Origin of the sequence: Streptomyces sp. SM11 (genome assembly GCF_002910905.1) — a bacterium.
In the GTDB taxonomy this organism is placed as follows: domain Bacteria; phylum Actinomycetota; class Actinomycetes; order Streptomycetales; family Streptomycetaceae; genus Streptomyces.
In genome coordinates this window covers 1-13,054 of record NZ_NEUE01000215.1, presented here as the reverse complement: position 1 = coordinate 13,054, position 13,054 = coordinate 1, and the positions used below count along the sequence as shown (strand labels likewise).

The following is a 13,054-nucleotide window of genomic DNA, read 5'->3' as shown; positions in this document are numbered from 1 at the left end:
TGCCGGAAGTAGCGGGGATATGGCCGGAGTTGGTGCGAGGAGATGCGTACGGGGCGACTGTGCCGTTCCTTGGCGATGGCAGTACTGTGCGCCTCACCGCCATTCGGGCGATGAGAAGTATCTGGAGGAAGAACCCATGAGCATACCCAGGAGATCGTGGCGTGGCGCCGGAGCGCTCGTGGCCGCTGCGGTCGTCGGTCTGACCGGAGGCGTCCTCTCCGCCGGTCCGGCCGCGGCTCACACTCCCACCTGGGCCGTGACCTGCTCCGAGGTGACTGTTGACCTCACCGACTACACGAGCGATGTCCCCAACACGGTGTCCGTCTCGGTGGACGGCAAGGACCTGCTCCCCACCGAGACGTTCGGCCGTGAGTTCCACAAGAAGCTGACGCTTCCCGAGCACGACAAGCCGGTGACCGTCCGACTGGTCGTCAAGGACGCCGACGGCGACGGCAAGCACTCCATCGACACGTCGAAGACCGCGAAGGTGTGCGACGAGGAGCCCGGTACCACGCCGCCCGGGCCGACCCCTACGGAGCCGGCCCCGTCGGAGACGCCCGAGCCGAGCGCCACCCCCAGCGAGCAGCCTTCGGAGTCCGCACCCGCCGTGCCGGCCCCGAGCCCGAGCTCGCCGGACCTGGCCGAGACCGGCTCGTCGTCGACGACGCCGGTCATCGGTGGCGCCGCTGTCGCGGTGCTGCTGGCCGGTGGTGGCATCCTGTGGGCCGTCCGTAAGCGGCGTACCGCCCAGAACTGACGCTCCCGCACTCAGCGGCCCGCGCCGGCAGGCGGGGCAGCGGGCCTCGTGAGCCGTAGGAACGCGGGAAGCTGCTGGAGCCCGTCCGAAACCGACGGCCGAGCCCGTCGGGGCCGTGGTCGAGACCGTACGAGCCGTGGTCGAGGGGGTGCCGCATCACCGTGGTGATGCGGCACCCCCTCGACGCCCGCCACCTCTATCGGCCCGTCACTGTTCCGCGACCGTCGGCGGAGGCGTGGTGGCGGGCGGGGGAGTGGGCCCGATCTCGCACCAGACGGCCTTGCCCTCGCCGCGGGGCTCGATCCCCCAGCGCGTGGCGACCGCGTCGAGCAGGAGCAGCCCCCGGCCGGAGGTGGACGTCTCGCCCGGCGTACGCCGACGCGGCCAGGCGCTGGACCGGTCCTGGACCGACAGCCGGATCCGCCGTACCGGCTCGGGCAGCACTTCCAGCGTCAGGACGGCCCCGCCCTCGGTGTGCAGGAGCACATTCACCAACAACTCGCCCGTGACGAGCTCCGCATCGTCGGCGAACCCGGCCATGTCCCAGTCGGTGAGTGCCTGGCGCACGATCGCGCGGGCGTCCGAGAGCCCTTCCGGGTCCGCCTGGTGGATGTACTGGTGGAGCCGCGGCGCGTGCGACGACCCGACGTCCGGGCTCCGGCGCAGGACCAGGAGCGCCACATCGTCCCCCGACCCCCACCGTTCCCACAGCCGTTCCGACAAGTGATCGGCCAGCGCCTCGGCCCCGGCGGGCCCCGCGCTCACCTCGCTGCGCAGCGCGTCGATCCCGGTGTCGAGGTCGGCTCCGGGCTCCTCTACCAGCCCGTCCGTGTACAGCACAAACGTCTCACCGGGCACCAGGTCGAGCCGGGTCTCCGGGTACTCCTCGTCCTGGAGGTCCGTGGAGGTGCCCAGCGGCAGCCCGCCGCGCACCTGTGGGCTGCCGACCCGCCCGTCGACGTGTCGGATCAACGGGCCGAGGTGCCCGGCCCGCGCCACCTGCACCGTTCCGGACGCCAGGTCGACCTGGGCGTACGTGCAGGTGGCGAAGCGCTCGGTGTCCAGCTCGGCGAGGAAGCGGGAGGCCCGCGCCAGCACGGTGGCCGGCGGGTGCCCCTCGGCGGCGTACGCGCGCAGGGCGATGCGCAACTGGCCCATGATCGCGGCCGCGTGGGTGTCGTGCCCCTGAACGTCCCCCACGACCAGCCCGTAACGGTTCTTGGGCAGGGCGATCACGTCGTACCAGTCGCCGCCGACCTGGCGGCCGCTCCACGCGGCGTGGTACCGGACCGCGACCTCGCCGCCCTCGATGTCCTGTAACCGGGGCGGGAGCATCGCGGACTGGAGCTGGGTGGCGAACTCCCTCTCCTCGTCGAAGAGCATCGCCCGTTGCAGGGACTGGGCCACGATGGCGGCCAGGCCCAGGCAGAGGATGCGCTCGTCCGCATTGAAGACCGTGCGCTCGCGGTAGAAGAGGGCCAGCCCGCCGAGCGACCGGGCCTGGGCCACCAGCGGAAGATATGCCGCCGCCCGGAACCTGAGCCTGCCGAGATGGGGCTCCAGCTCCGGATAGCGCCGGGCCAGCGCGGCGAGGGAGGTGATGAACCGGGGGCGTCCGCTGCGGATGGCGTCCGCGAGGGGGAGGTTGCGGTCGAGCCCACCGGAGCCGAGACCGTCCAGCGCCTCGAGCGACTCACCGCTCAGCGCGACGATGTTCAGCGCGGAATTCTCCACGAGCCCCAGGACGAGACCGTCCGCGCCGAGGCGGGCCAGCCCGCCGGGTCCGGTGAGGGCGGCTGTCACATCGTCCACGGTCACCGCACGGGACATGGAACTTGTTGTACGTTCAACGATATTGGTCTGGCGCTGCCGCCGCTTTTCCAGATCGAGAACGAAGGCCGAATGGGTGACCTCCGCCGTCGCGTCCCGGACGATCCCCACGATCCGGTGGGCTCTTCCGTCCTTCGATCGCAGGATGCGGGCCTGGACATGGGTCCACTGCGTGGTCCCGTCGTCCAGCGGCACGCGAAAGTGGATGCTGTAGGAATTGCTGCCGCCGGTGATGGCGTCGTCGATCGAAACGTCGAGCCGGGCCCTTTCCGCGGGTTCCAGGCGCTCCAGCAGTGCGCCAGGTCGTGCGTCGAACGTCGCAGGATCCACGCCGAACACCATGAGCCCGGCCTCGTCGATGTCCAGGGTTCTGGTGTCCAGGTCCCAGTCGAAGCTGCCGGTCCGATTCATGGCGAGGCGTTCCGTCGGCCGGATCTCACCGTTGCTGTTCCGGTCGATCCGGCGGAGCGGAGATGCTTCGGCGTCCTGCCGCCGTTCGTCGTCGGTCATTCCTGCTCCGGAGGTCGTCCGGCGGGGCCGTGCGTCGGCGCACCCCGTAGGCCTCAATTGTCGAGCCGTATCCATCGGAGTGCCACAGCGGCCCGCCCCGTACAGGCCCCCACTGCTCCCGGCGCGGTCCGGGAGCCGCAGAATGGCGGCCGAGGACCATCCATGACCATGGAAGGTGTCCCAGATGTCCACGAGCACAGCGAGCGGAGTGCACGCATGAACGACGACCGGCCCGTCCTGCTGGAGACGCGAGGCACATGCCTGCACATCACACTGAACCGCCCCAGGGCCCTCAACGCCCTCAGCCACACCATGGTGCGGCTTCTCGACACAGCCCTGACCCGCGCCGAAGAGGACGAAGCGATCGACGTGGTGCTGCTGTCCGGGGCGGGTGACCGAGGCCTGTGCGCCGGTGGCGACATCCGCGCCCTGCACGACGACGCACGGGCCTCGGGGCGTGCTTCCCTGGAGTTCTGGCGTGACGAGTACCGCCTCAACTCCCGCATCGCCCGATTCCCCAAGCCGTACGTCGCGCTGATGGACGGCATCGTGATGGGCGGCGGAGTCGGAGTGTCGGCCCACGCCGGAATCCGTGTCGTCACCGAACGCTCACGCGTCGCCATGCCCGAGACCGCGATCGGCTTCGTTCCCGATGTCGGGGGCACCCGACTGCTGGCCTCCGCACCCGGCGAACTGGGCACACATCTGGCACTCACGGGCCGTTCCGTCGGAGCGGCCGACGCCGTTCTCTGCGGTCTGGCCGATCACCACGTCCCGGCCCGCCTCCTGCCGGCCCTGACCGAAGCGCTGGGCGAGTCGGCCGGCCCGGGCACCCCCGTCGCGGGCATCGTCCAGCGGTTCGCCACGGAGCCGCCCGCAGGCGAGCTCGCCGCGCAGCGCGACTGGATCGACGCCTGCTACGCGGCGGACACCGTGGAGGAGATCGTCCGACGGCTGCGCGGCAGTGACGTCGCGGCAGCCGGGACGGCGGCGGACGAACTCCTGGCCAAGTCGCCCCTCGCGCTCAAGGTCACGCTCGCGGCCGTCCGCCGGGCAGCCCGGTTCGACAGCCTGGAAGCCGTCCTCGACCAGGAGTTCCGCGTCTCCAGCCGGGCGTTCGAGCACCCCGACTTCGTGGAAGGTGTGCGCGCCCGGATCATCGACAAGGACAACGACCCGCAGTGGAAGCCGGGCTCTCTCGCCGAGGTCGACGACCAGGAGGTCGCCCGGTTCTTCGCACCGCTCGGCTCCGGCGAACAAGAGCTCGGTCTCGCACCGGGGCCGATGGGCGCCCGCACGCAGGAGGGCCAGACCGAGTAGGACGGACCGGTGCAGGCCCGCCCGGCGCAGGCCCGTCCGGCCCAGACCCATCCGCCGCGGGCCTGTCCGACGCGCCTATCTGTCGCTGCCGGAAAGACTCGGCTGCAGTGCCCGGACGAGAGCGAACAGCCGGTCCTCGTTGCCCGTCAGCCCCGCACTGCGCAGAGCCTGGTCGGCCTCCCGCATCGGAGAGGTGAGCAGCGGCAGGTAGAGCGGTGCGTCGTCGGGGTCCGCGAGAGCTGCTCGGGTGGCTTCCAACAGGCGGACGTACGCCTGCGCCGCGGCGAGCTCGTCGTTGTCCATCTCAGCTTCTCCTTCTCAGAGCTGTCTGGCCGTCAAGCATCTCCCATGGGTCTGACAACGCCCCCTCAAGTCCGGCCGTGCCCGCTTGCCCCCGGGCCCTACAACCCGCTCGGCGGCTCCACCTCCAGGTAGCGCCGTCTGCGGGGCCCCCGGTAGAGCAGCACGGTCCAGCCCAGATCCCGCAAGGCCGAAGCGCAGTCGGCCAACGCCTGCTCCTCGCCGTGGGCGGCGCCGCTGCCGGGTGGCCCGATCCACTCGACCCGTACCGAACCCGCCGACTCCCCGTCGCTCACCCGGTATCCGGCCGACACCCGGCGCCCCGACGGGTCGACGGCCGAAGGCGTCGACCCCGAGCTCTCCAGTGCCAACGCGACCGCCCTGACCGGGCGGTTGAGTTCCCACAGCGCGGGCACGGCCTCGGGGGCGGGCCGCCCGGCGCCGGTGAGGCGACGGATCTGCAGCAGTCCCTCGAACGCGGTCCGCACCGAAGCGGCCCGTGCCGCCGCGGGCTCCGCAGCCGGTGGGCCGTCACCGGTCGCGGGCTCGAATCCGGTGCTCTCCTCAGCTCCCATGCGTCCCCCTCGTGATCCGTACCGCACCCAGTGTGCACCGGCAGACGCCGGTAGACGCCGGCAGACGGGCAGAGGCCGACGGGAGCGTCGCCACCGGGCGTCGCCCCGGTAGACTCATGTGCTCTACACCCGTACCTTCCGCAATACCACCCACGCGAGGACCCGCCACCCGTGCCCGAGAACGAACCGACCGCCGTGCCCGACAACGGACGGGAGGCTCTGCGCGCGGACTGCACGAACTGTTTCGCTCTGTGCTGCGTCGCACTCACGCTGACGGCCTCGTCGGACTTCGCCATCGACAAGGACGCCGGACGGCCCTGCCCCAACCTCCAGGACGACTTCCGCTGCGGCATCCACACCCGGTTGCGCCCGAAGGGCTTCTCCGGCTGTACCGTGTACGACTGCTTCGGCGCCGGGCAGAAGGTCTCCCAGGAGACCTACGGCGGCCGCGACTGGCGTTCGTCCCCCGACCTCGCCGCGCAGATGTTCCAGGTGTTCCCGGTCATGCGCCAGCTCCATGAACTGCTGTGGTACCTCACCGAAGCCCTGACGCTGCCGGCCGCACGTCCCCTGTATCCGGAGCTCCGCCGCGCCCTGGAAGCGACGGAACGGCACACCGCGCGCCCCGCCGTCGACTTCGCCGAACTGGACGTCGCCGGTCACCGCGACCGGGTCGCCGGACTGCTGCTGCGGACCAGCGAACTCGTCCGGGCCACCGTGCCCCGCCGCAAGAAGCGTGACCACCGCGGCGCCGACCTCATGGGGGCTCGGCTGCGGGGCGCCGACCTGCGCGGAGCGGATCTCCGCGGGGCCTATCTGATCGCCGCCGATCTCACCGGCGCCGACCTCCGACTGGCCGACCTCATCGGTGCTGACTTCCGTGACGCCGACCTCTCGGGCGCCGACCTCACAGGAAGCCTGTTCCTCACCCAGGCCCAGCTCAACGCAGCCAAGGGCAACGCGAGAACGGCGATCTCCGCATCGCTGAGCCGCCCCTCCCACTGGGCCGATCGGGACCCGTCCGGGTCCGCAGGATCAACCGGCTCAAACACGACCGAGCCGTAGCGACCCGATACTTCCACGGCACGGCCACCGCAGCCTCGCAACGAGCCGTGTCCGCCTGGCCGCGTCTAGCTTCCGGTTCCCGGGGCGTCTGCCTCCAGCGCCGCCTTGAGACGTTTCAGCGTCGTACGGATGTTGCCGTCCTGGAACTGCGCGAACGTCTTCCCGCCGGTCGCGACGCGGTCGAAGGTGTTGGCGAGGAAATCCGGCCAGCGACGGCGGTCGTCGGTCCAGGTCTCGGTGACCAGGGTCGCACCGTCCACCGCCTCGAAACGGTACTCCCAGGTGGCGATCGGCCCCGGGAGCAGAGGGCGTCGCAGACCGATCGCGTGCACCCGGAAGGCGAAGCGCTCGCCGGGATCGGCCGCCGTCACCGTGCACCGTGTCGTCCAGCGCGCCGCGCCGCGCTTGTTCCGGCCCTCGAAGACCATGCCGACATACGCGCCGCGCCGATCGCCGCGCACCGTCGCGCCTCGGTTCTCGGGGCTCCAGCGCCCCATCGCCGTGGGGTCGCTGAGCTGTTCGTAGACCTGCGCCGGGGTGGCGTCGATGATGATGCTGTCCGCCACGGACATGGTGCGGGGCATGGCGCGACTCCTTTGTCCACGGCCGTCGACGGACCACGCCCGGGTGCCGTACGGGCCGTGGGCCGACATCCCGGAATCCCATACCTTACTCGTGAGTAAATCCTGCGGGGCGGCGGGTAGAGGCTCGGCCGCGGCGGTTCAACGCGTCCGCGGCTCCCGGCGGTTCGCCACCCGTACTCCGTACGTTGGCCGGCAGGCCCCGCACGCCGCCGCTGAGCCGGGCGTCCGCGACGACCCCGGCCACCTCCCGCACGACCTTCGCCGGCCGGGCCCCGGGCTCCACGACCGCCGTCACCACCGCCCGCAGCGGCCGGCCCACCAGGCGCACCCGCGCTCGTGCCACGTCGTCGACGGGAATCAGTTGACGGAGCGCGCGCCGGACGTCGTACCGTCCGACGAGGCGCTGCTGGTCGCGCGGGCCGGGGAGGGCGACGAGGAGGCCTTCGAGGTGCTGGTGCGCAGGCACGGTCGCGCGATGCCGCAACCGGCGATACGGCTTCTCGGCGACCGGGCGGACGCCGAGGACGCCGTACAGGACGCCTTCGTGAACGCCTGGCGCAAACTCCCCGAGTTCCGCCGGGACGCGTCCTTCCACACGTGGCTCCACCGCATCGTCACCAACCGCTGCCTCAACCGGCTCAGAGCCCGCAGACCGGCGGCGGGCCTCGACTCGGTGCCCGAGCAGGCCACCCCCGAGCACCAGGTGTCACCCGCCCGTGCGGTGGAGTCGCGAGCCGCCGTAGTCGCGCCGGCCGAGGCGATGGCGGGCCTCTCACCCGAACAACGCGTGTGCTGGGTGCTGCGCGAGATACAGGGACTGTCGTACGAGAGCATCGCGGAGACGGTCGGAATCAGGCTGCAGGCGGTCCGCGGCCGGGTCTTCCGTGCCCGCCGCCACCTGACGGAGGCGATGAGCGCATGGCGATGAGCGCCGATCCGGACCGGCCGGAAGAGAGCTGGTACGAGGAGCAGGACGAGCGGCTCGCCTGCGGGCGGCTGCTCACCGATGTGTGGGAAGCCTGGGACACCGGCCGCTCGGCGGACGACCCCCACTTCGCGGACCGCCCCTTATGCTCGGCAGCCCTGGCGGGCCTCAGCGGCCTCGGCGACGCGGTACGCCGCACCTGTGCGCAGGATCCGGGCACACCGGATACCACGGCCATAACGGCTCGCGTCATGGACCTCGTACGCCTCGAACTGCGGGGACGCCCACTGCCGCTCGGGGAACAGGGGGAGGACCACTGGATGGTCGAGGACGCGGTCGCACGGATGCTGCGGGCGGCGGTCGACAGGCTGCCCGGGGTGCGGGCCGGGAGCTGCCGCATCGCCCCCCTCGACCCGGCGGACCCCGGCGGCGAGCTGTACGTCCGGGTCGAGGTCGCGGCGAGCCTCGGCCTTCCCATGCCGGACCTGGCCGACGATGTGCGCGCACGGATCACCGAGGTCGCCGACCGGGACATCGGCATCCACCTCGCCACCACCGACGTCTTCGTCGTCGACATTCTCGACACCCTCGACATCCACTACGAGGACGTCGGCCACGGCCAGTACGGGCACGGGGGCGGGGATGGCGGTACGGGTACCCCCACCGGCCATCACACGGACGGTGGGGCCGACGGACCAGGGACGGGAGCAGCGCGATGACCGCGGACACACGTCGGGACCGGTTGGCCGGGGCAGCCGCCGAGGCCGCTCGCGGTGTGCGGGGCGTCGCTTTCCTGCGCCCCGGCGTGGCGGATCTGCTGCGCACCCGGATCGCCGACCGCACCACGCGTCGCGCCCCGCTGACCGGGAACAGCGCGCCGGGAGTGCGGGTCAGCCGGGACGAGGGCGACGGCTGGCACCTCGACATCCGGCCCGTGCTGCGACGCGGTCACCGGGCGCTCGACGTGACCCGCGCCGTTCGGGCCGCGGCCCTCGCAGCGCTGCCCGAGGTGCCGTCGGTCTCGGTGCGGATCACCGTGACGGGCGTGCTCTGAGGGCGGCCGACGATCCGGCCGGGCGGGTACCCTCGTTTCCCGCCCGGCCGGAGTCTTCGACCGGGCGTCCCTCCCGTACGACGCCCGCGGTCAGGCGCGCCACTCCGCCGTGCGCTCCGGAGATGCCTCCGAGAGCGCCTTCACGATGGCGTCGGCATCGCCCTGGTTGCCGTACACCGGCGTACCGGGCTGCTGACGCCACGAATCGTCCAGGCCGCCGCTGTCGACCGTGTCGAAGCCCAGCTCGTCGATGAGGTCACGCACCGCCCGCTTGGCCGTCGGGTCGTCGCCGGCGACCGGGAGCGCCTGTCGGCCCGAAGTGCCCTGCGGACGGCCCCGGTCCAGGATGTCCTGGGCGTATGTCCCGTTGAACGCCTTGATCACGGGATGGCCGATCTGCTGCTCCGTCCACCGGCTCTCGGGCAGACCGTCCTCGATGGCGGCGATGCGGCCGTCACGTTGCTGCGGGTAGTAGTTGCCGGTGTCGATGACCGCGGCGCCCTCCGCCGCGCCGTCGAGAAGTCCGGCGGGCAGGTCGGGCACGGCGTTGAGCGGGACGGTGACCACGACCACCTGGGCGCCCTGTGCGGCCTCCGACGCGGTCACCGGCTTCGCCCCGGTCTCTTCAGCGAGGGACGTGAGCGTGTGGGGACCACGGGAGTTGGCGACGGAGACCTCGTGCCCGAGAGCGGTCAGACGCCGCGTCAGGTTGCCGCCGATGTTGCCCGCGCCGATGATGCCGATCTTCATGGAGATCCGACCTTCCGAAGCTTGCCGAGTGGAGTGGAGTGGAGTGGAGCGAAGTGGAGAAGGGTGGAGCCAAGTGGTTCTGTCGGTTCACCAACTCCGGTGTCAGAGGCGTTGTTCCGTTCTCCGTGAGGGAATATCCGATCGGATCCCGGTGTTCACATGCGTTCTCGGTTGCGCCCGGGCGAGGACGGAGCGTTCGCCATAGGCCATTTGAGTGTCCTTGTCGGCCGCTTGCGCCGGACGGGGAACGATGTCCCACCGCACCGATCGCCGTGGGTCCATTCTGGTCGCCGAGTCCACACGGGCAGTCGATCGAAGGAGCGTCGTAGTGACGACGAGGGGCATCTCGCAACCGGTGGGGACCGATACTGTCGAACAGGACGAAATGCCGGTACGGCGCGGGGAACCCGGCAACGTCATCATCAAGTGGATGACCTCGACGGATCACAAGACGATCGGCACGCTCTACCTTGTCACCTCCTTCGCGTTCTTCTGCGTGGGAGGGCTCCTGGCTCTGGTGATGCGCGCCGAACTGGCCCGGCCCGGCATCCAACTGCTCTCGAACGAGCAGTTCAACCAGGCGTTCACGATGCACGGCACGATCATGCTGCTGATGTTCGCGACGCCGCTGTTCGCCGGATTCGCGAACTGGATCATGCCGCTGCAGATCGGCGCGCCCGACGTGGCGTTCCCGCGGCTGAACATGTTCGCGTACTGGCTGTACCTCTTCGGCTCGCTCATCGCGGTGGCCGGCTTCCTCACCCCGCAGGGTGCGGCCGACTTCGGCTGGTTCGCCTACTCCCCGCTCTCGGACGCGGTCCGGTCGCCGGGCGTCGGCGCCGACATGTGGATCATGGGTCTGGCCTTCTCCGGCTTCGGCACGATCCTCGGTTCGGTCAACTTCATCACCACGATCATCTGCATGCGCGCACCCGGCATGACGATGTTCCGCATGCCGATCTTCGTCTGGAATGTCCTGTTGACCGGTGTCCTGGTTCTGCTTGCCTTCCCGGTCCTCGCCGCGGCCCTGCTGGCGCTGGAGGCCGACCGTAAATTCGGTGCACATATCTTTGACGCGGCCAATGGTGGCGCACTGCTGTGGCAGCACCTGTTCTGGTTCTTCGGTCACCCCGAGGTCTACATCATCGCCCTGCCGTTCTTCGGCATCGTCACCGAGATCTTTCCGGTCTTCAGCCGCAAACCGGTATTCGGCTACATCGGCCTGGTCGCGGCCACCATCGCCATCGCGGGTCTGTCCGCGACGGTATGGGCGCACCATATGTTCGTCTCGGGCGCTGTGTTGCTGCCGTTCTTCTCGTTCATGACGTTCCTCATCGCCGTGCCGACCGGTGTGAAGTTCTTCAACTGGATCGGCACGATGTGGAAGGGGTCCCTCTCCATGGAGACTCCGATGCTGTGGGCGATCGGGTTTCTGGTCACCTTCCTGTTCGGCGGTCTGACCGGGATCATCCTCGCTTCACCGCCCATGGACTTCCACGTCTCCGACTCGTACTTCGTCGTCGCCCACTTCCACTACGTGGTGTTCGGTACGGTGGTGTTCGCGATGTTCGCCGGATTCCATTTCTGGTGGCCGAAGTTCACCGGGAAAATGCTGGACGAACGGCTCGGGAAGGCGACTTTCTGGACGCTTTTCGTCGGATTCCACGGAACGTTCCTCGTTCAGCACTGGCTCGGTGCCGAGGGCATGCCGCGTCGATACGCCGACTATCTCGACGCCGACGGATTCACCGCACTGAACACGATCTCCACCATTTCCTCCTTTCTGCTCGGACTGTCGATCCTGCCGTTCTTCTACAACATCTGGAAGACCGCGAAGTACGGAAAGAAGATCGATGTCGACGACCCGTGGGGCTACGGCCGTTCGCTGGAGTGGGCCACCTCCTGCCCGCCGCCCCGGCACAACTTCGTCACCCTGCCGCGGATCCGTTCCGAATCCCCGGCGTTCGACCTGCACCACCCGACGGTCCGCTCCCTGGAGGAAGCCACCAACCGTCCCGGGAACTCCACGATCATCGCCCCGGGGGACAAGCACGAGTGAAGACGGCCCCGGCCCGGACGACCCGACGGAGAGGAGGGCGGGTGGAACCCGACCAGGACAGTGCCCGGGGCCTGGCCCGACTGGAGGGCTTTCTGCTGTGGAACGCCGAGGTCGAGCGGGCGCGGCGGCAGGCACGCCGATTCACCGACCAGCTGCCCTGGCTGACCACGGCACAGCGTGAGGACGTAGAGCGGGTGTTCATCGCCGACCGCGTTATCGCGTCCCGGGAGTCGCTCACCCGCATCCGCGACCGCGCGGACGAACTCCGTGAGGAGTACACCGGGCGCTACGTCCGCCTCCGGGCCCGCTGCGTCGCTGTCTCGGCCGGCGCGGTGGGCGCGGCGACCTGCCTGGGCGCGGCGTTGACGCTGGTCCTGCGCTGACCCTGGTGGACTCCTGGGGGGCTCCGGTGCGGCCGGTCAGCGGCCGCACCGGACGAGCCAGGGGCGCGCGAGCGGAGGCGGAACGGTCAGTGCCGTACCAGGCAGAAGGGGTGTCCGGCGGGGTCGCCGTACACCCGCCAGGCGCGCCCCTCGTCCCCGGCGTCGAGCAGGTGCGCCCCGGATGCCAGGACCTCGTCGTGGGCCCGTTCCTGGTCGGTGACGCCGAAGTCCAGATGAGACTGCTGGGGCGAGTCCTGGCCGGGCCAGCGAGGCGGCCGGTAGTCGGCCACCCGCTGAAAGGCCAGGACGAGGCCACCGGGGGTGTGCAGCGTGGACCAGCTCGCGTCGCACCCCCACCGCCGGTCGGGGCGGTCGACCTCGCCCCCGAGCATCGACGCGTAGAAAACGGCCAGTTCCCTCGGGTCCGGGCAGTCCAGAACCACGCATTCCAGTTCAGCGATCATGACCGCATCGTCATCGTGGGCGTGTGCCGCGGGGACTCAGCGGGCCCCGAACACCTGCGTCCAGACCGGACCCCCGCCGGAGTCCTGCTTCCCCACGCCGATCTCCTTGAAGGAGCAGTTGAGGATGTTCGCGCGGTGTCCCGGACTGTCCATCCAGGACCGCATCACATCGGCCGGGGTCCGCTGTCCCTTGGCGATGTTCTCGCCGTAGGTGGACCACCGGTACCCGGCGGCGGTGATCCGGTCGCCCGGGTCCCTGCCGTCCTGCGAGGTGTGCGAGAAGTAGTCCTTGGCCTCCATGTCGGCGGAGTGCCGCAGCGCAGCCGTGTTGAGCCGATCGTTGACGGTCACCGGACCGCAGCCCTCCTTGGCCCGTTCCGCGTTGACCAGCTCGGTGACCTGCCCGGCGGTCCCCGCCGAGGCGGGCGGCGCGGGCGCGGGCGCGGGCGGGGCAGGCTTCGGGACCGGCGCGGCGGAG

The 13,054-nt window shown here is 70.4% G+C and carries 16 protein-coding genes; 8 read left to right on the top strand and 8 right to left on the bottom strand.

All coding sequences use genetic code 11. The features are described 5' to 3' along the window. Nucleotides 1-136: 136 nt before the first annotated feature. The gene (locus B9S58_RS21625; protein ID WP_181009403.1) at nt 137-757 is read left to right on the top strand and encodes an LAETG motif-containing sortase-dependent surface protein; all 621 of its coding nucleotides are present in this window, start codon (nt 137-139) and stop codon (nt 755-757) included. A 207-nt stretch (nt 758-964) separates the two neighbouring features. Here B9S58_RS21625 and B9S58_RS21620 read toward each other — a convergent pair whose 3' ends face one another. Then, nucleotides 965-3,097, bottom strand: a complete 2,133-nt coding sequence (locus B9S58_RS21620) for a SpoIIE family protein phosphatase (RefSeq protein ID WP_103533753.1) — start codon at nt 3,095-3,097, stop codon at nt 965-967. Between the two features lie 216 nt (nt 3,098-3,313). Here B9S58_RS21620 and B9S58_RS21615 point away from each other — a divergent pair, with 216 nt between their 5' ends. Further along, nucleotides 3,314-4,417: an enoyl-CoA hydratase/isomerase family protein gene (locus tag B9S58_RS21615; RefSeq protein WP_103533752.1), complete on the top strand. Its 1,104-nt coding sequence runs from the start codon at nt 3,314-3,316 to the stop codon at nt 4,415-4,417. Between the two features lie 75 nt (nt 4,418-4,492). Here the strand turns inward: B9S58_RS21615 and B9S58_RS21610 are convergent, their stop codons facing one another. Continuing rightward, entirely contained in the window at nt 4,493-4,720 is a 228-nt protein-coding gene (locus tag B9S58_RS21610; protein ID WP_103533751.1) for a hypothetical protein, read from the bottom strand. A gap of 98 nt (nt 4,721-4,818) precedes the next feature. Further along, complete coding sequence (locus B9S58_RS21605) at nt 4,819-5,292, bottom strand: hypothetical protein (protein WP_103533750.1); 474 nt, start codon at nt 5,290-5,292, stop codon at nt 4,819-4,821. A 171-nt stretch (nt 5,293-5,463) separates the two neighbouring features. On the opposite strand from B9S58_RS21605, the gene B9S58_RS21600 reads away from it, so the two are divergent. Continuing rightward, nucleotides 5,464-6,357, top strand: a complete 894-nt coding sequence (locus tag B9S58_RS21600) for a pentapeptide repeat-containing protein (RefSeq protein ID WP_103533749.1) — start codon at nt 5,464-5,466, stop codon at nt 6,355-6,357. A gap of 65 nt (nt 6,358-6,422) precedes the next feature. Here the strand turns inward: B9S58_RS21600 and B9S58_RS21595 are convergent, their stop codons facing one another. Beyond that, complete coding sequence (locus tag B9S58_RS21595; protein ID WP_103533748.1) at nt 6,423-6,941, bottom strand: SRPBCC family protein; 519 nt, start codon at nt 6,939-6,941, stop codon at nt 6,423-6,425. A gap of 85 nt (nt 6,942-7,026) precedes the next feature. Further along, a complete protein-coding gene (locus B9S58_RS21590; protein ID WP_258044829.1) occupies nt 7,027-7,284 on the bottom strand; it encodes a hypothetical protein in 258 nt (85 codons plus the stop codon). 18 nt (nt 7,285-7,302) lie between these two features. Between B9S58_RS21590 and B9S58_RS21585 the strand changes: the two genes are divergently transcribed. From B9S58_RS21585 to B9S58_RS21575, 3 genes are read left to right on the top strand one after another with little or no spacing between them, the layout of a single operon-like run. Further along, on the top strand, nt 7,303-7,869 hold the full coding sequence (locus tag B9S58_RS21585; RefSeq protein WP_103533747.1) for an RNA polymerase sigma factor: 567 nt from the start codon (nt 7,303-7,305) through the stop codon (nt 7,867-7,869). After that, complete coding sequence (locus B9S58_RS21580; RefSeq protein ID WP_103533746.1) at nt 7,860-8,585, top strand: hypothetical protein; 726 nt, start codon at nt 7,860-7,862, stop codon at nt 8,583-8,585. The genes B9S58_RS21585 and B9S58_RS21580 overlap by 10 nt, the downstream gene beginning before the upstream one ends. Further along, a complete protein-coding gene (locus B9S58_RS21575) occupies nt 8,582-8,920 on the top strand; it encodes a hypothetical protein (RefSeq protein WP_103533745.1) in 339 nt (112 codons plus the stop codon). Before B9S58_RS21580 ends, B9S58_RS21575 begins: the two co-directional genes overlap by 4 nt. A gap of 90 nt (nt 8,921-9,010) precedes the next feature. Here B9S58_RS21575 and B9S58_RS21570 read toward each other — a convergent pair whose 3' ends face one another. After that, nucleotides 9,011-9,670, bottom strand: coding sequence for an NADPH-dependent F420 reductase (locus B9S58_RS21570; protein WP_103533744.1), 660 nt, complete (start codon nt 9,668-9,670; stop codon nt 9,011-9,013). Between the two features lie 385 nt (nt 9,671-10,055). On the opposite strand from B9S58_RS21570, the gene ctaD reads away from it, so the two are divergent. Both ctaD and B9S58_RS21560 read left to right on the top strand, forming a co-directional pair. Continuing rightward, on the top strand, nt 10,056-11,729 hold the full coding sequence (gene ctaD / locus B9S58_RS21565; protein ID WP_103533743.1) for a cytochrome c oxidase subunit I: 1,674 nt from the start codon (nt 10,056-10,058) through the stop codon (nt 11,727-11,729). 41 nt (nt 11,730-11,770) lie between these two features. Then, the gene (locus B9S58_RS21560) at nt 11,771-12,112 is read left to right on the top strand and encodes a hypothetical protein (protein ID WP_103533742.1); all 342 of its coding nucleotides are present in this window, start codon (nt 11,771-11,773) and stop codon (nt 12,110-12,112) included. An 86-nt stretch (nt 12,113-12,198) separates the two neighbouring features. Here the strand turns inward: B9S58_RS21560 and B9S58_RS21555 are convergent, their stop codons facing one another. Further along, a complete protein-coding gene (locus B9S58_RS21555) occupies nt 12,199-12,576 on the bottom strand; it encodes a VOC family protein (protein WP_103533741.1) in 378 nt (125 codons plus the stop codon). A gap of 36 nt (nt 12,577-12,612) precedes the next feature. Then, nucleotides 12,613-13,054 (bottom strand): CAP domain-containing protein (locus B9S58_RS21550; protein WP_146063547.1); only part of this gene is annotated, 442 nt, incomplete at its 5' end.